Origin of the sequence: Vreelandella subterranea (genome assembly GCF_900111305.1) — a bacterium.
GTDB lineage: Bacteria > Pseudomonadota > Gammaproteobacteria > Pseudomonadales > Halomonadaceae > Vreelandella > Vreelandella subterranea.
Genome location: NZ_FOGS01000007.1, coordinates 202,313 through 225,014, shown reverse-complemented (window position 1 = coordinate 225,014; position 22,702 = coordinate 202,313). Strand labels below are relative to the sequence as shown.

Below are 22,702 nucleotides of genomic sequence, written 5' to 3'. Positions count from 1 at the left end.
TCTATACCAACTCTTGCTCGATAGCTTTCAGCGCGTCCATGGGATGTTCTGCCTGGGTAACCGGCCGCCCGACGACCAAGTGCGTGCTACCCGCCTGCATCGCGTCCCGGGGCGTCATGATCCGCTGCTGGTCATTGGCCGCAGCGAAAGCAGGTCGAATGCCTGGCGTCACTTTCAAGAACTCGTCACCACATAGCGACGCCAGTTGCGTCGCTTCCTGAGCCGAACACACGACGCCATGCAAGCCACTTTGCTTGGCGAGCTGAGCCAGTCGCGTCACCTGGTCGCTAACTGCTGAAAACACCCCGACATCCTCCAGATCACTGACCTGCATGCTGGTCAGGACCGTTACGGCAATCAGGTGGGTGGTGAGGCGCTGTTGCGCCAGACGCGCTGCGGCAGCTTCCATCATTGCCCGACCGCCGCTGGCATGCAGGTTGACCATCCAGACGCCCTGCTCTGCTGCCGCTTCTACTGCGCTGGCCACCGTATTGGGAATGTCATGAAATTTAAGGTCCAGAAATACCTCAAAGCCACGCCCGTGCAATGCTTCCAGCACGGCCGGGCCGCTGCGGGTAAATAGCTCTTTACCGACCTTGAGCCGACACCGGGACGGATCCAACTGATCGGCCATGCATAGCGCCGCGTCCAGCGAAGGGTAATCGAGTGCGATAATCAGCGGTGATTCAGTGACAGCCATTCCAAGCTCCCCAAGTGTTTCGGCGCATTATATCAGTCCCTTCGGTTTGCTATGTAAGCCTTTTGCCATGCCTGTATAGCAAAAGGCTTACATAACCTATGGCTAATTTCTGACAGCATCCTTCTGTCATCCCGTTATGGTGAAAGAGCGGGGCTTCCCCGCTCACGATGGGACTTATAACCACCATTAGAACTGAAAACGCCATAAAGGGGCTTACGATGAAGCTATCACTGAAAGGATTATTCGCCGCATTACTCTTCAGCGTCGGCATTGGGGTTGCCAGCAGCGGCTTGGCTCAGGACATTGCGCCGATCAACGTCAACAGCGCCGACCCCGAATTACTCGATGAGCTGCCGGGTATCGGCCCCAGCCGAGCCGCAGCCATCATCGAAGAGCGTGAGGCAAACGGCGACTTCGAAAATATCGATGACCTGACCCGCGTCAGCGGTATTGGACCGGCAACGGTTGACCGAATTCGCGATCAGGTAGCCGTTGAAGACTAAGATGACACCGCTAAACATCGCCCGATTACGCCAGGGAATCGGGCGATTCGTCGTTTACGGCGTCATTTCCCATAGCGTCATGAAGCGGTTAACCGGCATGGACGCAAGCAATGCATGGTCTTCGCAGGCCTGGAGTATCTGCTCGCAGCGATGCCCGGGAAACCGCGTGGCAAGGTGGCGCTGAAACTTCTCGAGCAACAGCGGCATGCCTTCGCCGCGACGCCGCCGATGCCCCAGCGGGTATTCCACAGCGACCTTTTCCGTCGCCGTCCCATCATCAAAAAACACCTGTACGGCATTGGCAATCGAGCGCTTTTCAGGATCCAGGTAGGCGTTTGAATAATCAGGGTTCTCTTCCACCACCATCTTTTCGCGCAGCTGATCAATCAGCGGGTGCGCGGCATGAAAGTCATCTTCATAGTGATCAGCGGTTAATGCCCCCTGCATCAGCGGGACGGCCACCATGTACTGCAGGCAGTGGTCGCGGTCGGCAGGGTTGGCGAGTTGGCCGGTTTTGGAAATGATTCGAATGGCCGCTTCGTGCGTCGTGATCACAATGCGCTCGATGGACGCCAGGCGATCTTTGATCTGCGGGTGCAGCGTCACCGCCGCCTCGCAGGCGGTCTGGGCATGAAACTCAGCAGGGAACGCCACCTTGAAGAGAATATTTTCCATCACGTAGCAGCCCAGCTCACGCTGGAAGCGCAGTCGACGCTCGCCTTCGGGCTTAAGACTGAGGTCTTTATTGCTATTGCTATGGCTGAAGGCGATGTCGTAAAACCCCCATTGCGGCGCCGTCAATGCACTGGGAATGCCCATTTCGCCGCGCATGGCGATATCCGCCAGACGCACGGCCCGCGAAGTGGCATCGCCTGCCGCCCAGCTTTTACGGGAACCGGCATTGGGGGCGTGACGATAGGTGCGCAGGCTCTGACCGTCTACCCAGGCATGGGAAAGCGCCGACAGCAACTGTTCACGGTCAGCGCCCATCAGCTTGGCGACCACGGCGGTGGAGGCCACTTTTACCAGCACCACATGGTCAAGGCCCACACGGTTGAAACTGTTTTCCAGCGCCAGCACGCCCTGAATTTCATGGGCCATGACCATGGCGTGCAGCACATCCTCCATTATCAGCGGCGCAGCACCTTCAGCCACTCGTTTCTGGGAAAGATGGTCGGCAACGGCAAGAATCGCGCCCAGGTTGTCAGAGGGGTGTCCCCACTCAGCGGCAAGCCAGGTATCGTTGTAATCGAGCCAGCGCACCATGGCACCAATGTCCCAGGCTGCCTTGACGGGATCCAGCCGTAGCGAGGTGCCCGGCACGCGAGCGCCATGCGGCACTGTCGTCCCCTCGACCAAGGGGCCAAGGTGTTTGGCACACGCCGGGAAACGCAATGCCAGCAACCCGCAACCCAGCGTATCCATCAAACAGTAGCGCGCCGTGGTCAGCGCCTCCTCGGAAGGGGCACGAAAGTTGAGAACGTAGTCGGCCAGTGTTTGCAGTTCAGGGTCATAGTCAGGACGGTCATTAACGTCGGCGGTATGCATGTCTTATCCCCCTACTGGTTCAGCGTATCCCCCGGAACGCGCACGCTGCCTTCCATCAATACGCGCGCGCTGCGACTCATGACAGCTTTGTCTATTTGCCAGCGCCCGTCCACCAGACTTGCCTGAGCCCCCACCCGCAGACTGCCCGAGGGATGGCCAAAGGTGACCGCATCGCGTTCGCCGCCTCCCGCCGCCTCGTTGACCAGGGTGCCTTTAATTGCCGCCGCCGCGGCGATCGCGACAGCGGCGGTGCCCATCATGGCATGGTGGAGTTTCCCCATGGAGAGCGCCCGCACCAGCAGGTCGATATCACAGGCGTCAATCGTTTTACCGCTCGACGCCGTATACCCCGCCGGTGGCGCGACGAACGCCACTTTAGGCGTGTGCTGGCGGCTGGCCGCTTCATCCGGGTGTTTAATCAGCCCCATGCGGACGGCGCCATGAGCGCGGATGGTCTCAAACATCGAAAGCGCCTTGCTATCGCCATTGATCGCCTCTTGAAGCTCGGTACCGGCATACCCAATGTCGGCGGCGTTGATAAACACCGTGGGAATACCGGCGTTGATCAGGGTGGCTTTGAGCGTGCCTACCCCCGGCACCTCCAGGTCATCGACAAGGTTGCCGGTTGGGAAAATGGCCCCTTCGCCATCGGCCGGATCCATGAAGGCCACTGGAATCTCGGCAGCGGGAAAGGTGACCCCATCGAGCTCAAAGTCGCCGGTTTCCTGTACTTCGCCGTTGGTCACCGGCACCCGCGAGATAATCGTCTTCTGGATATTGACCTGCCAGATACGCACCTCGACCACGCCGTTTTCAGGGATCCGCTCAGGATCGACAAGGCCATGGGTAATCGCAAAGGGGCCCACCGCCGCCGAAAGATTGCCGCAGTTACCGCTCCAGTCGACAAACGGCTTGTCGATAGCGACCTGGCCGAAGAGGTAATCCACATCGTGCTCGGGCGATTCACTTTTCGACAGAATCACCGTTTTACTGGTGCTGGACGTTGCCCCGCCCATACCGTCGATTTGTTTCTCGTAGGGGTCGGGGCTGCCGATCATTCTTAGCAACAGCCTGTCCCGCGCCTTGCCGGGCTGCCGGGCGGCACCGGGCAAGTCATCGAGTTTAAAAAACACACCCTTGCTGGTCCCGCCACGCATATAGGTGGCGGGGATCTTGAGTTGCGGCGCATGAGCCATGACGTTGCTCCCCGGCTAGGCGGCAGTGGATTCGAGAAAGTCCTGCGCAAAGCGCTGCAGGACACCGCCAGCGGTATAAATCGACACCTCCTCGGCGGTATCCAGACGGCAAATCACCGGCACGCGTTCGGTACTGCCACTCTGACGATGGATCACCAGCGTGAGCGTGGCGCCCGGCTGCGGGGTGCCCTCCACGTCGTAAATTTCGGTGCCGTCCAGCGCCAGCGTATGCCGCGTAGTGCCCTCTTCAAACTGCAGCGGCATTACGCCCATACCGATAAGGTTGGTGCGGTGGATACGCTCGAACCCCTCGGCAACAATGGTTTCGACCCCGGCCAGCGCAACGCCCTTGGCAGCCCAGTCGCGGGAAGACCCCTGGCCGTAGTCGGCGCCCGCAATAATGATCAGCGGCTGCTTGCGGGCCATGTAGGTTTCAATGGCTTCCCACATCCGGGTCACCTTGCCTTCTGGCTCAATCCGGGCAAGCGATCCTTGCACCCCATTACCCTGCTCATCTTGGACCATTTCATTGAACAGCTTGGGATTCGCCAATGTGGCACGCTGAGCGGTCAAATGATCGCCCCGGTGGGTCGCGTAGGAATTGAAGTCCTCCTCCGGCAACCCCATCTTGTCCAGATATTCACCCGCCGCGCTGTTCAGCTGAATTGCGTTGGAGGGCGACAGATGGTCGGTGGTGATGTTGTCCGGCAGAATGGCGAGCGGCCGCATCCCCTTCAAGCCCCGCTCTTTGGCCATGTTGCCCTCCCAATAGGGGGGACGACGAATATAGGTACTCTGGGGACGCCATTCATAAAGCGGGCTGACCTGGGTGCGCGCGCTCTTCTGCAGGTCGAACATCGGGATATACGTATCGCGAAACTGCTCGGGTTTTACCGACGATTTCACAATGGCGTCGATCTCGCTGTCGTCGGGCCAGATATCCTTGAGGGTGACCGGGTTGCCCTGGGCATCGTGTCCCAGAATATCCTTTTCGATATCAAAGCGGATCGTCCCCGCGATGGCGTAAGCCACCACCAGCGGTGGCGAGGCCAGAAAGGCCTGCTTGGCGTGGGGGTGAATACGCCCGTCAAAGTTGCGGTTACCGGACAGGACGGCCGTGGCGTAAAGATCCCGGTCAATAATCTCTTCCTGAATCTTCGGGTCCAGTGCACCGGACATGCCGTTGCAGGTGGTGCACGCATAGGCCACCACGCCAAAGCCCAGGTCTTCCAGCTCGCTCATCAAACCGGCTTCTTCCAGGTACATCTTGACGGTTTTCGAGCCCGGTGCCAGCGACGACTTGACCCAGGGCTTGCGGGTCAGACCGAGCTTGTTGGCATTGCGGGCAATCAGGCCCGCCGCCACCATGTTGCGCGGGTTGGAGGTATTGGTGCAGCTGGTGATTGCCGCGATGATCACCGCGCCGTCCGGCATTCGGCCCGCCTCTTCTTCAGCGCGGGCTTTATCCATATTCCCCGCGATGCCGCTCCTGGCAAGCTCGGAGGTCGGCAGGTGGGCATGGGGGTTGGAAGGCCCCGCCAAGGTGCGCGTCACGCTGGATAAGTCAAAGCGCAGCACCCGCTCATATTCGGCGCTTTTCAAGCTGTCAGCCCAGAGACCGGTATGCCTGGCGTAGGCCTCGACCAGGGCCACCTGCTCGTCCTCACGCCCGGTGAGCTTGAGGTAGTCGATGGTCTGGCTGTCGATGTAAAACATGGCGGCCGTGGCGCCGTACTCGGGGGTCATGTTGGAAATGGTGGCACGGTCACCCACGGTCAACGCATCGGCACCTTCACCGTAAAACTCCAGGTAGGCGCCGACCACGCGCTCGCTGCGCAGAAACTCGGTAATCGCCAGCACCATATCGGTGCCGGTCACGCCGGGCTGAAGCTTGCCGGTAAGTTCCACGCCGACGATATCTGGCAGACGCATCATTGAGGCGCGGCCGAGCATGACGCTCTCCGCCTCAAGCCCGCCCACCCCGACGGAAATCACGCCCAGCGCATCGGTCATCGGCGTATGGCTGTCGGTGCCCACACAGGTATCGGGAAAGGCCACGCCCTGCTGGACTTGCACCACGGGCGACATCTTTTCCAGATTGATCTGGTGCATGATGCCGTTGCCCGGCGGGATGACATCGACGTTCTCGAAGGCCATTTTCGTCCAGTTGATGAAGTGAAAACGGTCGTCGTTGCGCCGGTCTTCCACCTGGCGGTTTTTCTCGAAAGCATCTTTTTCAAAGCCAGCGTGCTCAACGGCCAACGAGTGGTCGACGATCAACTGCGTCGGCACCACCGGGTTGACCTTCGCCGGGTCACCGCCTTTATCGGCAATGGCATCGCGCAGGCCCGCCAGGTCGACCAGCGCGGTCTGGCCGAGAATATCGTGGCAAACGACCCGCGCCGGGTACCAGGGAAAGTCCAGGTCGCGCTTGCGCTCAATCAGCTGCTTGAGAGCGTCGGTAAGCAACGCCGGGTCGCAACGGCGCACCAGTTGTTCCGCCAATACCCGCGAGGTAAAGGGTAGCGTTGCGTAAGCGCCAGGCTGGATATCCTCCACGGCTTGGTGCGCGTCGAAAAAATCCATTGCCACCCCGTCCAGCGTCACGCCCGGCAGCGGCTTGCGATAGTCAGTATTCATGGTCGCCTCACTTAGTCGCGCGCTTCGATGGGCACCCATTCGCTCTTTTCAGGGCCTGTATAGTCGGCGCTGGGGCGAATAATGCGGTTATTTTCACGCTGTTCGAACACGTGGGCGGCCCAGCCGGTAAGCCGGGACATCACAAAAATCGGCGTAAACAACTTGGTGGGGATGCCCATGAAGTGGTAGGCGCTGGCATGGAAGAAGTCGGCGTTGCAGAACAGCTTCTTCTCCCGCCACATGACCTCCTCGCAGCGCACCGAGACGGGATACAACACCGTGTCACCCACGTCGTCGGCGAGCTTTTTCGACCAGTGCTTGATGATCGCGTTGCGCGGGTCGGACTCGCGATAAATGGCATGGCCGAAGCCCATGATTTTTTCTTTGCGCGCCAGCATGCCGAGCATCTCGCGCTCGGCTTCTTCCGGGGATGACCAGTTCTCGATCATCGCCATCGCCGCTTCGTTGGCGCCACCGTGCAGCGGCCCACGCAGCGAGCCAATCGCCCCGGTCACGCAGGAATGCATGTCCGAAAGCGTCGAGGCACATACCCGAGCCGTGAAGGTGGACGCATTGAACTCGTGCTCGGCGTACAAAATCAGCGAGACGTTCATCACCCGGGCGTGCAATTCGGAAGCCGGTTCGCCGCGCAGCATATGCAGAAAGTGACCGCCCACCGAGGCATCGTCGGTCTCGGTATTGATGCGCACGCCATCGTGGCTGTAGCGGTACCAGTAGCAGATGATCGACGGCAGCACGGCCAGTAGACGGTCGGCCACGTCGTCCTGCTCTTCAAAGCTTTCTTCGGTTTCCAGGTTACCCAGCATGGATGTCCCCGTACGCATCACATCCATGGGGTGAGCGTCTTTGGGAATCTCCTCCAGCACATTTTTCAAGGCGCTTGGCAAACCGCGCAGGCTTTTCAGCTTGGCGATGTAGTCATCCAGCTCGGCCTGGTTGGGCAGCTTGCCCTTCAACAGCAGGTAGGCGACTTCTTCGAACTTGGCTTTTTCGGCCAGTTCCTTGATATCAAAGCCGCGGTAGGTTAGCCCTGATCCGGTTTTACCCACGGTACACAGCGCGGTGGAGCCTGCGCTCTGGCCACGAAGTCCCGCACTGTTTTGTGGTTTATCCGCCATGTCTTGTCTCCTGCTAGCGTGTCTTTTATCGGTTGTAAATTATTAAGCGTCTTTCTGCTCGGCAAATAGCGCGTCGAGCTTTTGCTCGAAGTCGTGGTAGTTCAAGAAGTCATAGAGCTCATCGCGGGTCTGCATGGTGTCCACCACGTCTTTCTGGTGGCCGTTGTCCAGAATGCTCTGGTAGACATGCAGCGCGGCGGCGTTCATCGCGCGGAAGGCGGATAACGGATACAGCACCATGCGGCAGCCGACGTCGCCCAACTCCTGCTGGGTGAACAGCGGCGTGGCGCCGAACTCGGTAATATTGGCAAGAATCGGCGCGTTGACCCGCTCGCAAAACGCCCGGTAGTCATCCAGGGTGTGCACCGCTTCGGCGAAGATGGCGTCAGCACCTGCCTCGATACAGGCATTGGCACGCTCGATGGCCGCGTCCAGCCCCTCCTTCTGGAACGCATCGGTGCGCGCAATCAGGTAAAAATCCGGGTCGAGCTTGGCATCGGAGGCAGCTTTGATGCGATCGACCATTTCCTGCTGGGAGACAATCGCCTTGTTGGGGCGATGCCCGCAGCGCTTCTGGGCCACCTGGTCCTCCAGATGCACCGCTGCCACCCCCGCACGCTGCATTTCCTTGACGGTACGCGCAATGTTGAACGCCCCGCCCCAACCGGTATCGATATCCACCAGCAAGGGCAGATCGGTAGCGCCGCAAATACGGTGAGCATCTTCCACCACGTCGTTCATGGTGGTCATGCCCAGGTCCGGCAGACCAAAAGAGGCATTCGCCACGCCGCCACCGGACAAATAAATCGCCTGATGCCCTATCCGCTCGGCCATCATCGCCGTGTAAGCGTTGATGGCGCCAAGAATCGGCAGGGGCCGATTCGCCTCAAGCGCCGCCCGAAAGCGGGCACCGGGTGTTGAACCTGACAAGCTTGAATGGGACATGGGCGTAGACTCCTTTGTAATCCGACACGGGTATACGGCGTTTTACCCCGAGTGCGTCGATGATTGTTGTTCAAGAATGGCGGCATAACGGTCGGCGACATTGGCGCGGGAGGCGCTGACGTGGCGGCGCATTAATAATTCGGCCAGTTCGGCGTCGCCGGCTTCGATGGCATCGACAATGCGGTGGTGTTCCACAAAAGCCCGCTGGGGGCGCGCGCCGCTGGCGCTGAACTGGGTGCGATAAAGACGCACGAGGTAGTAGAGATCGTCACACAGCAGGTTCATCAGCATCTTGTTATGACTGCCCTGCACAATACAGTAGTGAAAATCGAGATCGCCTTCGCGCTGATAGTAGGCTTCGCCACGCTTTAAGTCCGCCTGACCTTCATGAAGCGCCAGAACATCCCGCAAGCCCTGCACCTCTTCCGGCGACATGTGCTCGGCGGCAAGCCGCGCCGCCATGCTTTCCAGCGCCTCGCGCACGTCAAAAAGCTCAATCAGCTCTTTCATTGAGAGCTTGACGACCCGGGCCCCGACATGGGGAACCCGCTCGATTAGACGGTGTGCCTCCAGGCGGCGCATCGCTTCACGCAGCGGCCCTCGCGATATACCGTAGGTTTTCGATAACCCCGGTTCGGTAATCTTGCTCCCGGGGGCGAGCTCACCGCGAACGATGGCTTCCTGGAGCTGCTGGAAAACCCTCTCGGCCAGGGTGCGCACTTCCGGAGAAGCCGCATCATGATCCGATGAATCTTTATGTGTAGTCACGGCTGATAGCGTCATGATGAATTGTCGACAATTAGATAGTGGAGCAACTTTAGCCCTCCTAAAAACTACCGTCAACCTTGCTTATCGTTGGAACATATAGGCCTTTTGTCGTACGACTTAGGGCAACAAGGCTTTGCGATGTCAACAATCTGACGAAAAGCGGGGCACCGCTAACAACGATGTCCTGCATCATGCGATTAACGTGAGAAAGCCGTAGAGAAGGTCGACTGGTGTGATTGTTTAACGCCCTCTAAAATACACTGCCCCATTCGGCCAGGCGTTTGCTTCATGACATCGGCGTTAACACTGACGGCACTGCCCTACCTACCTGACCCGTTGGCGACGTTCGCGACACTTCGCCATCGCTCGGGCGCGGTATTGCTCGATAGCGGGCGCCCGCTGGCCAACGGGCGGTTTGACATCATGAGCAGTGATCCCCTGGCGACACTTGAAATCGACGCCAACGGCCAGTCGAGGATCGCGTCGGATCGACTCACTGCGCCCCTCGACTGGCCTGATGCATCTGCCCCCCAGCAGTGGCTGCTGGACCAGTTGCCTGTGCCATCACAAGACATGGGCGAGCTCCCCTTTGCGGGCGGGTTGATCGGTTACTGGGGGTATGACCTGGGCCGTGAGCAGCAGTCGATTGCCAGCCAGCAGCCGCGTGCCACCGATCTGCCCCAGGCCCGAATCGGGCTCTATGACTGGTGCATCACGCTTGACCACCACACCCAGCAGGCCTGGCTGGTCGCCACCGCCGAGCGCCGCAAAAAGGTCATGCGCTGGCTTGACCGTCCCGAGCCAGCGACGGCGCCGTTTTGCCTGACCGCGTCTTTTCAGGCGGAACTCAGCCGCGCTGATTACCATCAGCGCTTTCATGCTGTACAAGACTATATTCGCGCGGGCGACTGCTACCAGATCAACCTGGCCCAACGCTTTTCGGCGTCTTACCAGGGCGATGTGTGGCAAGCCTATTTACGCCTGCGCCGCGCCACCCCCACGCCTTTTTCAGGATTTATGGCGTGGCAGGATAAAGCAGTGCTTTCGCTCTCGCCGGAACGGTTCATTCGTAGCCATCAGGGCCAGGTGGAAACTCGCCCGATCAAGGGAACGCGCCCCCGCGGCATTACCCCTGAAGAGGACAAAGCACTCGCCGAGCAATTGCTCAATAGCCGTAAAGACCGGGCCGAAAATGTCATGATCGTTGACCTTTTGCGTAATGACCTGGGCCGTATCTGCCTGCCCGGCACGATCAGGGTTCCTCAGCTCTGTCACCTGGAGAGCTATCCCAACGTTCATCACCTGGTCAGTGTCATCCAGGGACAGCTCCCCGACCCGCGTGCCGCCCTGGCGCTTCTCGCCGCTGCGTTTCCCGGCGGGTCGATTACCGGCGCACCCAAAATTCGTGCCATGCAGATCATCGATGAGCTGGAACCCTGCCAACGAAGCATTTACTGCGGCAGCCTCGGGTATGTCGACGTGCGGGGAAGCATGGACACCTCGATTGCCATTCGCACAGTGGTGGCCGATGCCGGTCGGCTTCACGTATGGGGCGGTGGCGGACTGGTAGCCGACTCCAACGTCGATGAGGAATACACCGAGACGCTGGACAAGATTCGCCATTTGATTAAAGCTCTGGAATAAGAAAGGATAATTCATATATCAAGAAGGAATATAAAAGCCAAACCAAACGGTATTGGGGCCACCTGCCTGCTCTTTGGTAGTCTAGCGACAGGATCTTTCCGACGATAAGGAGGCAGCATGTCCTCAGAACTTGACGTGATCAACAACGACTTTGCCAACAACCCTCAAGGATTAATCGAGTGGGCGATGGCGCAGGGCACACAACCTATCTGCACCACCAATTTCCGCCCGTTCGAAGCGGTGATTCTGCACTTGGTGACGCAGGTGCGCCCCGATATCCCCATCGTATGGATGGACAGTGGCTACAACACCGAGGCGACCTACCAGTTCGCCGATGAGCTCATCAGGCAGCTTGATCTGAATATCGTCAGCTTCCTGCCCACGCGGACCCGCGCGCATCGCGAAGCGCTGGAAGGCCCCATGCCGGGTATTGATGACCCGCGCCACGATGCCTTTACCCAGGAAGTCAAAATCGAGCCTTTCGAACGTGCTCTGAGGGAAATGCAACCGGATGTATGGTTCACCGCCCTGCGGGCGGAAGACACCCCGGAACGTGCCAGGATGCAACCGGTCAGCCGCAATGCTGACGGCCTGCTGAAAGTCGCACCGCTGCTTCAGTGGACGGCCAAGGATATGTACCAATACCTGCAAGCCCACAACCTGCCCAACAACTTCGACTACTTTGACCCCACCAAGGTCGAGGAAAAGCGGGAATGCGGGCTGCATTTACAGCACTGATCCCACACTGCAGGTCAGCTTAATACTCCGGCAGGTCCAGATCGTCGAATAACGACTGCTCATGACGCGGGCCTGCAGTCAGCGCCTCCTCCACCCGGTCACGGGTCAGATGAGGCGCAAAGCGGGTCAGAAAATCGTACATGTAACCGCGCATGAAGGTGCCACGGCGAATACCAATCTTGGTTGTGGAACTTGCAAAAAGATGACGTGCGTCCAGCGCAACCAGATCATCGTCCAACCCCGGGTCAACGGCCATGTGCGCCACAATACCGACCCCCATGCCGAGCCGTACGTAGGTTTTGATCACATCGGCATCTGCCGCCGTGAGCACCACGTTCGGTATCAGTCCTTTGGCCTTGAACGCATCATCCAGTTGGGAACGCCCCGTGAAGCCAAACACATAGGTGACCAGCGGATGCTCCGCCAGCGCTTCCAGTGTCAACGGCGCCTGCAGATGGACCAGCGGATGGTCTTTGGGCACCAGAACACAGCGGTTCCAGCGATAGCAAGGCAGCAGAATAAGATCGGTAAACAGCTCCAGCGACTCGGTGGCAATGGCGAAGTCGGCCTGCCCCTCACTAACCATCTGGGCAATTTGCTTGGGCGTGCCCTGCTGCATATGCAGCGCCACATCGGGATACTTCTGGGTAAAAGCGCTGATAATGGGCGGCAGCGCATAGCGCGCCTGGGTATGGGTGGTGGCAATCGCCAGACTACCGCGCCGTTCGTCGCTGTGCTCCTGGGCCACATGCTTGATGTTCTCGGTCAACCGCAGCACTTGCCCGGCAAGATCAATGATCGACTGACCAGCAGGCGTCACACGGGTCAGGTGCTTACCACTACGCGCAAAAATCTCAACGCCCAGTTCGTCTTCCAACAGGCGAATTTGTTTGGAAATTCCAGGCTGCGAGGTGTAAAGACTTTGCGCGGTGGCCGAAACATTTAAATTGTGCCGATTCACTTCCCAAATGTAGCGAAGCTGCTGCAGTTTCATAGTGTCACCTAACCGGTCAATGCACGGATGATTGCGTTGAAACGGCAAGCGCTGACGTTGGCACTTGGCTCACACAACCATTATTAGAATAAAAAAAAACGCTATAATGCCTTTATAGTATAAAAAAACAGCCTTGGCAGCACCTATTACTTTTTACTATTTTATCGATTTCGTGCCGATCGCATTTGCCACACCCCGTTTCGCCCGCTAACATTTGCCGACTTGGCGCGATGAAATGCGCTATGCAATCGCGTGATGACCGTTGCTCCATTTGAGGCAACGAAACAGCAAGAGCAACGCAAACCGGAGAAGCAAATGGCTACTAATGTTGATGTTACTAACGCCAATTTTGAGCAAGAAGTCCTCAACGCCGAACAGCCAGTCCTACTGAAGTTCTGGGCCCCCTGGTGCGGCCCTTGCAAAGTCATGGCACCGGTGGTCGATGAAGTCGCCGACGAGCAAGGCGAAAACCTCAAGGTGGTCAGCGTCAACGTCGATGACGCCCCCGAGATTGCGGCAGAGCAAGGCGTTCGTGGCGTCCCCACCGTCATGCTGTTCAAAGCCGGCACCAAAGTGGCATCGCTGGTGGGCGCTCAATCAAAATCGCAGCTAACCCAGTTTATCGACCAGAACGCTTGACGTAACAAAACCGCCGACAGAGTCGGCGGTTTTGCTTATTCAGCTCAGTGCCGTCTCAACCAGGGTGGGCGGCGAGCATCCTGTTTACTGGTAGTTTCTCCTTTCCGATTCCCCGGCCCCAGCAAGTGCGCCATCCATCGCGTTTGCGGATGGCTGTCCAGGGCTATCTTGAGCGTCATGGTCAAAACGACCGACAGCAACATCCCGGCAACCCCAAATATCCACCCCCATACCACCAGCGATAAAAACGCCACGAAGGTGGAAAGCCCCAGCGCCTGACCCATGATCCGCGGCTCGACCAGGTTACCCAGCACGAAATTGATCCCCAGGTAAGCGGATGCCAGCAGCAATGCCTGCCAGACGCTCCCATCCTGAGAGACCAGCAGCAATAAAACAGGCGGGATCGCAGCAATCGCAGAACCGATGTTGGGAATGAAGTTGAGCGCAAAAGCCAGCACTCCCCAAAGCAGCGGGAACTCGACTCCCACCATCAGGCAAGACAGCCACACCAAAATACCCGTCGCCAGGCTGATCAACGTCTTTACGGCCAGGTAACGTTTCAACGTCAAGCTGAATTCGCTGAAACGCTTCAAACTCGGTGCCGGGTTTTCCAGGGCCCGCGATACCTTATCGCGGAAATTCAGCGTTTCGAACATCAGGAAAATAACCAGCAACGCGACAATGGTGCTTTGCATGAACAGGTTGCCAAGCTCTCCCAGCAAGGTTTGCATCCAAGATCCCTGGCCTTCCATTTCCAGCATCGAGCTTAGCCGGTCCGGGTCGATCGCCAGGCCGCGCGAGGCCAATGCATTCAATATATCCCAGTAGTGCTCGTAGAGGCGCGTTTCAATATCAGGCAGGGCTTGGATGAAGGTGCTGAAGCTGTTCACCACCAGCAGGCCAATCATCGACAAAAACACCAGCATGAACATCAAGGTGAGGAACACTGAAAGCCGTAAACTCAACCCGCAACGATTCAACCAATGCACGGGAGACGTGCATACCACAGCGATAAAAATGGCGAGCAGCAGGGGTACCAGCAGGTCCGCGCCCATTTTCATTCCCGCCATAATGACCACCAAAGCGGCCATGGCCAGCGTGGCATTCAATGGAATACTGCGGTAATCCTCATCCGACAACTTCGACATACACCTCCATCCCTATACAACATCGCCTTCTAAAACCAGAAGACAACGGAATTCAGCACCAAGCGTGCAAACTTCTAGCAACCACTATCAACCACACTGCCACGGCTGAACTTTCTTTAGCCTACCGCATTCAAAGCAGAGTCTAGTCTTACTCTTACTCCTCCGCCATGCGCCTGAGCGCACACGCATTTATAGGGATGTTGCCCATGAAATTTCGCTTGCCCTCTAAAACACCATTGCGCCAAAGCCTCGCCGTCAGTGCACTGCTTACCCTGATCAGCATTCCGATGGCCCAGGCAGCCCCCACACCGCCGAGCTTGCATGTCCAAGCTCAGTCCTTTGTTGAGGTCGCGCCTGACAAAGCCACCCTCAGTGCCCGCTTATGGGAAAAGACACCCGCGCTATCAAGCCTCGAAGACACCGACAGCGACGAATTGACCGCAGCGAGGGAGCGGCTTGAGCGCCGCGCCAGCGAGCTGATAAACACGATGGAAGATAGCGGCCTCGAGCGCGATGCGATCAGCGCTGGCTCCTTGAATATTTACCCTGAGCAGGTATCAGGTCCGCGTGGCAGTAATGGTGAGGGTGAAACGCTGCAGCGCACGCGGCTCGAACGCCCGGTCACCGTCGAACTGACGGATATCGGACAGCTTGGTGACGTGCTGGACGCCTTGATGGATGCAGGCGTGAACGCCCTGGACGGCGTGCAATTCGACCTGCAGGACCGTGACGCCGCCACCGACGAAGCGCTGGTCAAGGCCCTGGAGAAAGCCCGGCACAAGGCCGAGCTAATGGCCGATACGCTGGATACCGACCTCGGTCATGTTCAGCACATCGAAGAAACCCAGTCGCCCATCTTCCAACCCCGCATGATGTCAATGCGGGCAGAGAGCAGCACCAGTGCCGATACCGGCCATAGCCCCAGCAGCGAATATCGCCCCGGGACCATCCGCATAGAAGCAGGCGTTAACGTGGAATGGGCCCTTAAAGGACCAGACGCTCCCGCCCGCCCAGATAGCGACGTAGCGGCTCAGGAATAACCACCGAGCCATCCGCCTGCTGGTGGTTTTCAAGCACCGCCAGCAGGCAGCGCCCGACCGCCAGCCCCGAGCCGTTCAAGGTATGCAACAATTGAGGCTTTTTCGCATCCGGATGACGGAAGCGCGCCTGCATGCGCCGCGCCTGGAAATCCTCGCAGTTGGACACCGAGGAAATCTCGCGGTAGGTCTCCTGGCTGGGCAGCCATACTTCCAGGTCGTAGGTCTTGGCCGCGCCAAAGCCCATGTCACCGGTGCATAGCGTCACCACGCGATACGGCAGCTCGAGCGCCTGCAGGATCGCCTCCGCATGGCCGCGCATGTCCTCCAGCGCCTGGTAGCTGTGTTCCGGCTCGACAATCTGCACCATCTCGACCTTGTCGAACTGGTGCTGGCGAATCATGCCACGGGTATCGCGCCCATGTGAACCTGCCTCAGACCGGAAGCAAGGCGTATGCGCGGTGAGCTTCATGGGCAGCGCCGCCTGGTCGACGATCTCATCGCGCACAAAGTTGGTCAGCGGCACTTCCGAGGTGGGAATCAGGTGATAGTCACGCTCATCGTCCAGGCGGAACAGGTCCTCGCCAAACTTGGGCAACTGACCGGTACCAACCAGCGACTCCCGGTTGACCATGTAGGGCACATAACACTCTTCGTAGCCGTGCTGTTCGGTTTGGGTGTCCAGCATGAACTGCGCCAGTGCGCGATGCAGGCGCGCTACCGGCCCGCGCATCACTGCAAAGCGTGCGCCGGTGATCTTGGAAGCCAAATCAAAATCGAGATAGCCTGACTGCTTGCCCAGATCGACGTGATCCAGCACCTCGAAATCAAAGGCGCGAGGCGTGCCCCAACGGTGCAGCTCGACGTTATCGTCTTCGCTTTTGCCTTCCGGCACGCTGTCATGGGGGATATTGGGAATCCCGCTGACCGCATCGTCCCACTCGGCCTGAACCGCCGCCAGTTGCTGCTTCGCGGCGTCCAGGCGCTCGCCCAGGTCACTGACCTCGTCCAGCAGCGGTTGAATATCCTCGCCGTTGGCCTTGGCCTTGCCAATCGCCTTGGAACGGGTGTTGCGCTCGTTCTGCAGTTGCTCCGTCTGGGTTTGCAGCTCGCGACGGCGCGATTCCAGCGCCTGCAGTCCCTGTTTATCCAACACAAAGCCCCGGCGGGCCAGTTGTTGCGCCAGCGCATCAAGATCACCGCGCAGCAGTTTCGGATCGAGCATGAGGTATCCCTTGGCCTGAATTCAGTAAACCACGGCGCAAAACGCCGACAACAAAGGCAACTATTGTAGGCAAAAGCGCGTGCGGGGGCTATGGGTGCCTAGGAGAGGAACTTGAAAAGGGAATAGCCCGCGTCATGTTAAGTCTTTTGTGCTAACATTTGTACACACACAAACAGGATGGGCAGTCACCATGGAAACCAGAATACAGTTTCGGGTTGATGAAGAGACAAAACGCTTGAGCCAGCAAATGGCTGAGAGCCAGGGCCGTACATTAAGTGATGCCTGCCGCGAATTCACCGAGCAATTGGCCGAGCAGCAACGCAAGGCGTTATCTCACGATGCATGGTTAACCCAGCAAATAAATCTAGCCTTCGAGAAGCTCGATGATGGCAAGGCTTCCTTTATTGATCACGAAAGTGCAAAGGCACAAATGGCTGAACGCAAGGCCAACATTCGGGGTCGGGCAAACAAATGATCTTGTGGGAAGAAGAGGCTCTGAATGACCGCGGGAAGATCTTCGAATTTCTTTACGACGTCAATCCTGCCGTCGCTGAGAAAACCGACGATATCATTGAAGCGAAAGCTGAGAGCCTACTTGATCAGCCATTGATGGGTGTCCAGCGGGATGGCATTCCAGGCAGATTGCTTATCATCCCGGAGATTTCGATGATTATTTCCTACTGGGTCGATCATTCCTCGATTCATATCATGCGGGTACTTCACCAAAAGCAGAAGTTTCCAAGCGACTGATTTTTTCGTAACTGTACACCTGGAAACGGTTCACTCACTACCCGGCTCCCCTCAGTTCACCTACCTTTAGAAGTTGAGATTCTCAACGTTTCTCGGCAACCTGATGATGATTGAAATTTCATCGCCCATTTCTTGCCGAGTTCCAACACCATGCCTACCGCTTTTGAACAAACACTAGATGCCATTGATGCGCTGCATGCCCAGGACCCGCGCTCCACGACGCTTGACGATGGCACCACCATGCCCCAGGAGCTGGCTTATGCCCAGCGCATGAGCAAGTGGCTTGAGCACGTATACGATTCGCCCGGCGAGTTGTTGCAGTTGGCAGTGCGGGCCCAGCATTTGCAGCGCTGGCAGGTGCCCCGGGAAGACTACGACAAAGGCCGGGTGGGCTATTTGACCTGGCGGCGCGACCAGGGCAAGCGTGCAGGCGAGACCACGGCCCAGCTGATGGAGGAAGCCGGGTACAGCGCCGAGGACGCCAAACGCGTCGCGGCAATGATCGGCAAGAAAGGTCTGGGGCGTGATCCTGAGGTGCAGGCGCTGGAAGACTGCGCCTGCCTGGTGTTCCTGGAAAACTACTTCGCCGATTTCTCGCGCAAGGTCGAGCACGACCATATGGTGCGCATTGTGCAGATGACCTGGCGTAAAATGTCCCCGCGGGCCCACGAGCTGGCGTTGGCGCTGCCCATGTCCGAATCATCCACCGCGCTCGTCAAGGAAGCACTGGGCGAGGCATAACGCCGCCGCCCAGGTGCAGGCCGTCGGCCACTGCGGTAAAGTAGTCGCCTTCTCTTCATCCGCTTTCAGCAGTGACGGCTTGCTCAATTATGATTGCATCTCTGGATTCGCGTACCGCACCCCTCGAACGCCTGGGCACTCACTATGTGCGCTTTCTCGAGGCGCTGAAAACGCGCGGTTTTGAAGGCGAGATCGCGCCGGATTACGCCAACCGCACGGTACTGGCCACAGATAACTCGATTTACCAGCGCCTGCCCCAGGCCGCGGTCTTTCCCAGGCACGCCGAAGACCTGGAGCGGCTGGCCAAGCTGGCGGGCGAAGTCCCCCATCGCGATATCGTGCTCACGCCCCGGGGCGGCGGCACCGGCACCAACGGCCAGTCGCTGACCGATGGCATCGTGGTGGATGTTTCCCGCCACATGAACCGGATTATCGAGATCGACGTGGAGAATCGCCGGGTGCGCGTCCAGGCAGGCGTGGTCAAAGACCAGCTCAACGCGGCACTCAAGCCTCACGGACTGTTTTTCGCGCCAGAGCTGTCGACCTCCAACCGCGCGACGATCGGCGGCATGATATCCACCGATGCCAGCGGCCAGGGCAGCTGCGAGTACGGCAAGACCCGCGACCATGTGCTCGAGCTCGACACGGTGTTGCTGGGGGGGAAGCACTTGCACAGCCGCCCGCTGAGCGTTGAAGAAGAAACCGCGGAATGCCAGCAAGATGGCATCCTCGGCCGGGTCCATTCCACCGCCGCCGAGATTATCGACCAGCAGCGCGAACTGATCGAGACCACCTTTCCCCCGCTCAATCGCTGCCTGACCGGCTACGACCTGGCTCACCTGCGGGAGCAGGACGGCCAGCTCAACCTCAACAGCCTGCTGTGCGGGTCGGAAGGCTCGCTTGGGTTTCTGAACGAAGCCGTATTGAATGTCCTGCCGATTCCCAAGCACTCGACGTTAGTGAACGTTCGCTACGCCGGTTTTATGGAGGCTCTGCGGGATGCCAAGGCGCTGATGGGATCAAGTGCTCGCCCCACGTCCATCGAAACCATCGACGACACCGTGCTGCAACTCGCCATGGACGACTTCGTCTGGAGCAGCGTGGCCGAGTTTTTCCCGGCCGGGGACACCGCCATTCGCGGCATTAACCTGGTCGAGTTCAACGACGACGACCCCGATGCGCTGGCCCGGCGGGTTCGCGCATTCACCGAGCATTTGCGCCACGATGCCAGCGTCGAGCGGCTGGGCTATACCCTGGCCGAAGGCCGCGGGCAGATCCAGACCGTCTACGGCATGCGCAAGCGCTCGGTGGGGCTATTGGGCAACGTGCAGGGCGAGAAGCGCCCGCTGCCGTTTGTGGAAGACACCGCCGTGCCGCCGGAGCACCTGGCTGATTATATTGCCGAGTTTCGCGGCGCACTGGATGCCCGGGGGCTCGCCTACGGCATGTTTGGCCACGTGGATGCCGGGGTGCTCCACGTTCGCCCCTCGCTGGATATGAAAGACCCGGCTCAGGAGGCGCTGATTCGGGAGATTTCCGACGAGGTGGTCGCCCTTACCCAGAAATACGGGGGGCTTCTATGGGGTGAGCATGGCAAGGGCATACGCTCCGAGTACGGCCCCAAGTTTTTCGGCAAGCTCTATCCCAGCCTGCAGCGGGTCAAGGCCGCCTTTGATCCCTATAACCAACTCAACCCCGGCAAGATTGCCTCGCCCTCGGACAAGGGCGAGCTGATTGCCCGGGAGCACGACCCGGAGCTGCTCGCCATTGACGGCGTGCCAATGCGCGGCCAGCTTGACCGCACCATCGACGAGCGGGCCTGGCAGGCCTACGACGCCGCGGTCTACTGCAACGGCAATGGCGCCTGCTACAACTACGATGTCGATGACCCCATGTGCCCGTCCTGGAAGGCCACCCGCGATCGCCGCCACTCGCCCAAAGGCCGTGCCAGCCTGATACGCGAATGGCTGCGCCTGCAGTCCCAGGCAGGAATCGACGTGGTGGAGGAGTCGCGCCAGAACAAAGCCGAGGGCGGCTGGGGCTTTATCAAGCACTTCCCGCGGCGGGTGGTCAACACGCTGAGCCGCAAGCAGCATCACGACTATTCTCACCAGGTTTATGACGCCATGGCCGGTTGCCTGGCCTGCAAATCCTGCGCGGGGCAGTGCCCCGTCAAGGTCAACGTGCCGCAGTTCCGCTCGCAGTTTCTGGAGGTCTACCACGGCCGCTACCTGCGCCCGCTGCGTGACTACGTCATCGGCGGTACCGAATGGATGCTGCCTGCCTTTGCCAAGGCGGCGCCGCTGTATAACGCCGTGATTGGCCAGCGCTGGGTCGAGCAGCTGATGCGCGAAGGCATCGGCATCAGCGACTCACCCGCGCTTTCTCGCGCCAGCCTGAAGAAAAAGCTGCGTGCCTGGGGCGTGGCGGAAGCCACGCCGACCTCACTGGCCCTGCTCACGGAACAGCAGCGCGCCAACAGCGTGATCATCGTCCAGGATGCGTTTACCAGCCACTTTGAAGCCAAGCTGGTGATGGATATTGTCGAGCTGTTGTCACGCCTCAACCTGCAGGTCTTCGTGATGCCTTATTCGGCCAACGGCAAACCGCTGCATGTGCAGGGTTTTCTGGGGGCGTTTGAGCGCACGGCGCAGAAACAGGCCGAGCGGCTGCGCACACTGGTGCACTTTGATATTCCCCTGGTGGGTATCGACCCGGCGATGACCCTCACCTATCGCCAGGAGTATGTCAAAGCGCTGGGCAATGAAGCCGTGCCGGAAGTGCTGATGCTGCAGGAATGGCTGGCCACCCGGCTCAACACCCTGGCGACCCGCCCGCTGGAGGTGAGTGATCCGGGCTTCAAGCTGCTTTCACATTGCACCGAAAGCACCAATGCGCCGGGTAGCCCCAAGGCATGGCAACAGGTGTTTGCCGCTTTTGGGTTGGAGCTAGAGCTGATCAGCACCGGGTGCTGCGGCATGTCCGGCACCTACGGCCATGAAACCCGTAATACTGCCACCTCCAGAACCATTTACGCTCAGTCCTGGCAACCCCAGGTAGACGCCGATGAAAACGCAGGCAAGCTCCTGGCCACCGGATACTCCTGCCGCAGCCAGGTAAAGCGCTATTCCGCCAAAACGCTCGAGCACCCCCTTCAAGCGCTGCTGAGCGCCCTCAAACGCGGATAACGTTGATCTGACCAACGCCAGCAGACCGTTCTATTATGGCATGCTGGCGCATTAGTCGAGTTCAATGGTGGGCTACCTTGCGACGATTTCGGCCTATCGGCCAAACAGTCAAGGCATGTGCAGCGGCACTGACCTTGCTGATGACCACAGGAGGCGCGGCCACGGCTCAGCAAGCACGGGTGGAAACCCAGCGCGCCGAGACCACCCCGCGTATCGAGATGCTCCGTTTGAACGGTAGCGTCAGCGCTCCACGCACGTCGCAGCTCTCAAGCGCCGAGTCAGGCCTGGTAAGCACGTTACACGTGGACCTGGGAGCGCGGGTCCGCCAGGGTGAGCGCTTGTTGACCCTGGATAGCCGAGAGGCTGAACTTGAACGCCAACGTACCCAGGCCAATGTTGACCAGGCCCGTGCCCAGCGCGATGACGCCCAGCGACGCTTGAACGAAGCCAATCAGCTGGCAGCACAGCGGAATATAGCGGCCAGCGAACAGCGTCAGCGGCAAACCGCTCTGGCCGCCGCCGAGGCGACCCTGACCGCTCAGCAGGCCGAGCTCGCGCTTTGGGCGCTACGCATCACCCGCCACGCGATAACGGCGCCGTTTGATGCGCTGATCACCCAGCGGGACATTCAACTCGGCGAGTGGGTCTCCCCCGGCGACACCTTGATGACACTGGTTGATGTCGACGCCTTGACGGTTGATTTCCCGGTGCCCTTCTCTGCCTACGCGCAAATGGACAACGCCACCCTCGAGATGCGTTTGGAAGGCGACGACCAGTGGTATGCTGTCCAGCCCCAGGCACAGGTACCTCAGGACACCAGCGGCCGCCAATTCCTGCTGCGCGCTGACCCCGGCGACGCACTCGCACTGCTGCCCGGCATGGCCGTTGAGGGTCGCCTGCGAATCGAGGGAGAGCCCGGCCCCAGCGTTCCCCGCGATGCATTGATCCGCCGCCCGGATGGCAGCGTCAGTGTCTGGCTGGCCCGTCAGCAGGACGACGAGTGGCGTGCCGTTGAGCAGCGCGTCGACATCGGCAGCGGCTTTGAGGGCGATGTTGCCGTTCATGAAGGTGTCGAGGTCGGCGACCGGGTGATCGTGGTGGGTAATGAACGCCTCGAACAGGATCAGGTACTGACCCTGAGCGACGACGAGGAGTAACG

General features: G+C 59.2%; 20 protein-coding genes. 10 read left to right on the top strand and 10 right to left on the bottom strand.

Going from position 1 to position 22,702, the window contains the following annotated elements:
* Position 1 precedes the first annotated feature (1 nt).
* A complete protein-coding gene (gene pyrF / locus BMX75_RS12015) occupies positions 2-700 on the bottom strand; it encodes an orotidine-5'-phosphate decarboxylase (protein ID WP_092828246.1) in 699 nt (232 codons plus the stop codon).
* A gap of 218 nt (positions 701-918) precedes the next feature.
* Between pyrF and BMX75_RS12010 the strand changes: the two genes are divergently transcribed.
* Positions 919-1,203: a ComEA family DNA-binding protein gene (locus BMX75_RS12010; RefSeq protein ID WP_092828244.1), complete on the top strand. Its 285-nt coding sequence runs from the start codon at positions 919-921 to the stop codon at positions 1,201-1,203.
* A gap of 54 nt (positions 1,204-1,257) precedes the next feature.
* On the opposite strand, the gene BMX75_RS12005 is transcribed toward BMX75_RS12010, so the two are convergent.
* From BMX75_RS12005 to BMX75_RS11980, 6 genes are read right to left on the bottom strand one after another with little or no spacing between them, the layout of a single operon-like run.
* Positions 1,258-2,751, bottom strand: a complete 1,494-nt coding sequence (locus BMX75_RS12005) for a bifunctional 2-methylcitrate dehydratase/aconitate hydratase (protein ID WP_092828242.1) — start codon at positions 2,749-2,751, stop codon at positions 1,258-1,260.
* Positions 2,752-2,762: 11 nt separating this feature from the next.
* On the bottom strand, positions 2,763-3,947 hold the full coding sequence (gene prpF, locus BMX75_RS12000) for a 2-methylaconitate cis-trans isomerase PrpF (RefSeq protein WP_092828240.1): 1,185 nt from the start codon (positions 3,945-3,947) through the stop codon (positions 2,763-2,765).
* 15 nt (positions 3,948-3,962) lie between these two features.
* A complete protein-coding gene (acnD, locus tag BMX75_RS11995; protein WP_092828238.1) occupies positions 3,963-6,587 on the bottom strand; it encodes a Fe/S-dependent 2-methylisocitrate dehydratase AcnD in 2,625 nt (874 codons plus the stop codon).
* Positions 6,588-6,598: 11 nt separating this feature from the next.
* Positions 6,599-7,726: a bifunctional 2-methylcitrate synthase/citrate synthase gene (gene prpC, locus BMX75_RS11990; protein ID WP_066322096.1), complete on the bottom strand. Its 1,128-nt coding sequence runs from the start codon at positions 7,724-7,726 to the stop codon at positions 6,599-6,601.
* A gap of 42 nt (positions 7,727-7,768) precedes the next feature.
* The gene (gene prpB / locus BMX75_RS11985) at positions 7,769-8,671 is read right to left on the bottom strand and encodes a methylisocitrate lyase (protein ID WP_092828236.1); all 903 of its coding nucleotides are present in this window, start codon (positions 8,669-8,671) and stop codon (positions 7,769-7,771) included.
* A 42-nt stretch (positions 8,672-8,713) separates the two neighbouring features.
* Positions 8,714-9,454 carry a GntR family transcriptional regulator gene (locus BMX75_RS11980; RefSeq protein ID WP_092828234.1) on the bottom strand — a complete coding sequence of 247 codons (741 nt, stop codon included), beginning with the start codon at positions 9,452-9,454 and terminating at the stop codon, positions 8,714-8,716.
* A 273-nt stretch (positions 9,455-9,727) separates the two neighbouring features.
* Here BMX75_RS11980 and pabB point away from each other — a divergent pair, with 273 nt between their 5' ends.
* The gene (pabB, locus tag BMX75_RS11975; RefSeq protein ID WP_092828232.1) at positions 9,728-11,083 is read left to right on the top strand and encodes an aminodeoxychorismate synthase component I; all 1,356 of its coding nucleotides are present in this window, start codon (positions 9,728-9,730) and stop codon (positions 11,081-11,083) included.
* Between the two features lie 117 nt (positions 11,084-11,200).
* Positions 11,201-11,821, top strand: coding sequence for a phosphoadenosine phosphosulfate reductase domain-containing protein (locus BMX75_RS11970; RefSeq protein ID WP_092828230.1), 621 nt, complete (start codon positions 11,201-11,203; stop codon positions 11,819-11,821).
* A 19-nt stretch (positions 11,822-11,840) separates the two neighbouring features.
* Here BMX75_RS11970 and cysB read toward each other — a convergent pair whose 3' ends face one another.
* A complete protein-coding gene (gene cysB, locus BMX75_RS11965) occupies positions 11,841-12,815 on the bottom strand; it encodes an HTH-type transcriptional regulator CysB (protein ID WP_092828228.1) in 975 nt (324 codons plus the stop codon).
* Between the two features lie 315 nt (positions 12,816-13,130).
* Between cysB and trxA the strand changes: the two genes are divergently transcribed.
* A complete protein-coding gene (gene trxA / locus BMX75_RS11960) occupies positions 13,131-13,454 on the top strand; it encodes a thioredoxin (protein WP_066322112.1) in 324 nt (107 codons plus the stop codon).
* Between the two features lie 44 nt (positions 13,455-13,498).
* Here trxA and BMX75_RS11955 read toward each other — a convergent pair whose 3' ends face one another.
* On the bottom strand, positions 13,499-14,602 hold the full coding sequence (locus BMX75_RS11955) for an AI-2E family transporter (protein WP_092828226.1): 1,104 nt from the start codon (positions 14,600-14,602) through the stop codon (positions 13,499-13,501).
* A gap of 206 nt (positions 14,603-14,808) precedes the next feature.
* Between BMX75_RS11955 and BMX75_RS11950 the strand changes: the two genes are divergently transcribed.
* On the top strand, positions 14,809-15,642 hold the full coding sequence (locus BMX75_RS11950) for an SIMPL domain-containing protein (RefSeq protein ID WP_092828224.1): 834 nt from the start codon (positions 14,809-14,811) through the stop codon (positions 15,640-15,642).
* Here BMX75_RS11950 and serS read toward each other — a convergent pair.
* The gene (serS, locus tag BMX75_RS11945; RefSeq protein ID WP_092828222.1) at positions 15,587-16,864 is read right to left on the bottom strand and encodes a serine--tRNA ligase; all 1,278 of its coding nucleotides are present in this window, start codon (positions 16,862-16,864) and stop codon (positions 15,587-15,589) included. The two genes, BMX75_RS11950 and serS, sit on opposite strands and share 56 nt — an antisense overlap.
* A 190-nt stretch (positions 16,865-17,054) precedes the next feature.
* On the opposite strand from serS, the gene BMX75_RS11940 reads away from it, so the two are divergent.
* The 5 genes from BMX75_RS11940 (at position 17,055) to BMX75_RS11920 (ending at position 22,700) form a co-directional block, all read left to right on the top strand.
* The gene (locus tag BMX75_RS11940) at positions 17,055-17,339 is read left to right on the top strand and encodes a type II toxin-antitoxin system RelB/DinJ family antitoxin (protein ID WP_092828220.1); all 285 of its coding nucleotides are present in this window, start codon (positions 17,055-17,057) and stop codon (positions 17,337-17,339) included.
* On the top strand, positions 17,336-17,614 hold the full coding sequence (locus tag BMX75_RS11935; RefSeq protein WP_092828218.1) for a type II toxin-antitoxin system RelE/ParE family toxin: 279 nt from the start codon (positions 17,336-17,338) through the stop codon (positions 17,612-17,614). The genes BMX75_RS11940 and BMX75_RS11935 overlap by 4 nt, the downstream gene beginning before the upstream one ends.
* A 150-nt stretch (positions 17,615-17,764) precedes the next feature.
* On the top strand, positions 17,765-18,355 hold the full coding sequence (locus BMX75_RS11930; RefSeq protein ID WP_092828216.1) for a DUF4202 domain-containing protein: 591 nt from the start codon (positions 17,765-17,767) through the stop codon (positions 18,353-18,355).
* 89 nt (positions 18,356-18,444) lie between these two features.
* Positions 18,445-21,543, top strand: coding sequence for a D-2-hydroxyglutarate dehydrogenase YdiJ (gene ydiJ / locus BMX75_RS11925; RefSeq protein ID WP_092828214.1), 3,099 nt, complete (start codon positions 18,445-18,447; stop codon positions 21,541-21,543).
* 140 nt (positions 21,544-21,683) lie between these two features.
* Positions 21,684-22,700, top strand: coding sequence for an efflux RND transporter periplasmic adaptor subunit (locus BMX75_RS11920; protein ID WP_245748520.1), 1,017 nt, complete (start codon positions 21,684-21,686; stop codon positions 22,698-22,700).
* Positions 22,701-22,702: the final 2 nt, after the last annotated feature.

Coding starts and splice junctions, on each gene's coding strand:
- pyrF (WP_092828246.1), bottom strand. CDS start 700: ATGGCTGTCACTGAATCACCGCTGATTATCGCACTCGATTACCCTTCG.
- BMX75_RS12010 (WP_092828244.1), top strand. CDS start 919: ATGAAGCTATCACTGAAAGGATTATTCGCCGCATTACTCTTCAGCGTC.
- BMX75_RS12005 (WP_092828242.1), bottom strand. CDS start 2,751: ATGCATACCGCCGACGTTAATGACCGTCCTGACTATGACCCTGAACTG.
- prpF (WP_092828240.1), bottom strand. CDS start 3,947: ATGGCTCATGCGCCGCAACTCAAGATCCCCGCCACCTATATGCGTGGC.
- acnD (WP_092828238.1), bottom strand. CDS start 6,587: ATGAATACTGACTATCGCAAGCCGCTGCCGGGCGTGACGCTGGACGGG.
- prpC (WP_066322096.1), bottom strand. CDS start 7,726: ATGGCGGATAAACCACAAAACAGTGCGGGACTTCGTGGCCAGAGCGCA.
- prpB (WP_092828236.1), bottom strand. CDS start 8,671: ATGTCCCATTCAAGCTTGTCAGGTTCAACACCCGGTGCCCGCTTTCGG.
- BMX75_RS11980 (WP_092828234.1), bottom strand. CDS start 9,454: ATGACGCTATCAGCCGTGACTACACATAAAGATTCATCGGATCATGAT.
- pabB (WP_092828232.1), top strand. CDS start 9,728: ATGACATCGGCGTTAACACTGACGGCACTGCCCTACCTACCTGACCCG.
- BMX75_RS11970 (WP_092828230.1), top strand. CDS start 11,201: ATGTCCTCAGAACTTGACGTGATCAACAACGACTTTGCCAACAACCCT.
- cysB (WP_092828228.1), bottom strand. CDS start 12,815: ATGAAACTGCAGCAGCTTCGCTACATTTGGGAAGTGAATCGGCACAAT.
- trxA (WP_066322112.1), top strand. CDS start 13,131: ATGGCTACTAATGTTGATGTTACTAACGCCAATTTTGAGCAAGAAGTC.
- BMX75_RS11955 (WP_092828226.1), bottom strand. CDS start 14,602: ATGTCGAAGTTGTCGGATGAGGATTACCGCAGTATTCCATTGAATGCC.
- BMX75_RS11950 (WP_092828224.1), top strand. CDS start 14,809: ATGAAATTTCGCTTGCCCTCTAAAACACCATTGCGCCAAAGCCTCGCC.
- serS (WP_092828222.1), bottom strand. CDS start 16,864: ATGCTCGATCCGAAACTGCTGCGCGGTGATCTTGATGCGCTGGCGCAA.
- BMX75_RS11940 (WP_092828220.1), top strand. CDS start 17,055: ATGGAAACCAGAATACAGTTTCGGGTTGATGAAGAGACAAAACGCTTG.
- BMX75_RS11935 (WP_092828218.1), top strand. CDS start 17,336: ATGATCTTGTGGGAAGAAGAGGCTCTGAATGACCGCGGGAAGATCTTC.
- BMX75_RS11930 (WP_092828216.1), top strand. CDS start 17,765: ATGCCTACCGCTTTTGAACAAACACTAGATGCCATTGATGCGCTGCAT.
- ydiJ (WP_092828214.1), top strand. CDS start 18,445: ATGATTGCATCTCTGGATTCGCGTACCGCACCCCTCGAACGCCTGGGC.
- BMX75_RS11920 (WP_245748520.1), top strand. CDS start 21,684: ATGACCACAGGAGGCGCGGCCACGGCTCAGCAAGCACGGGTGGAAACC.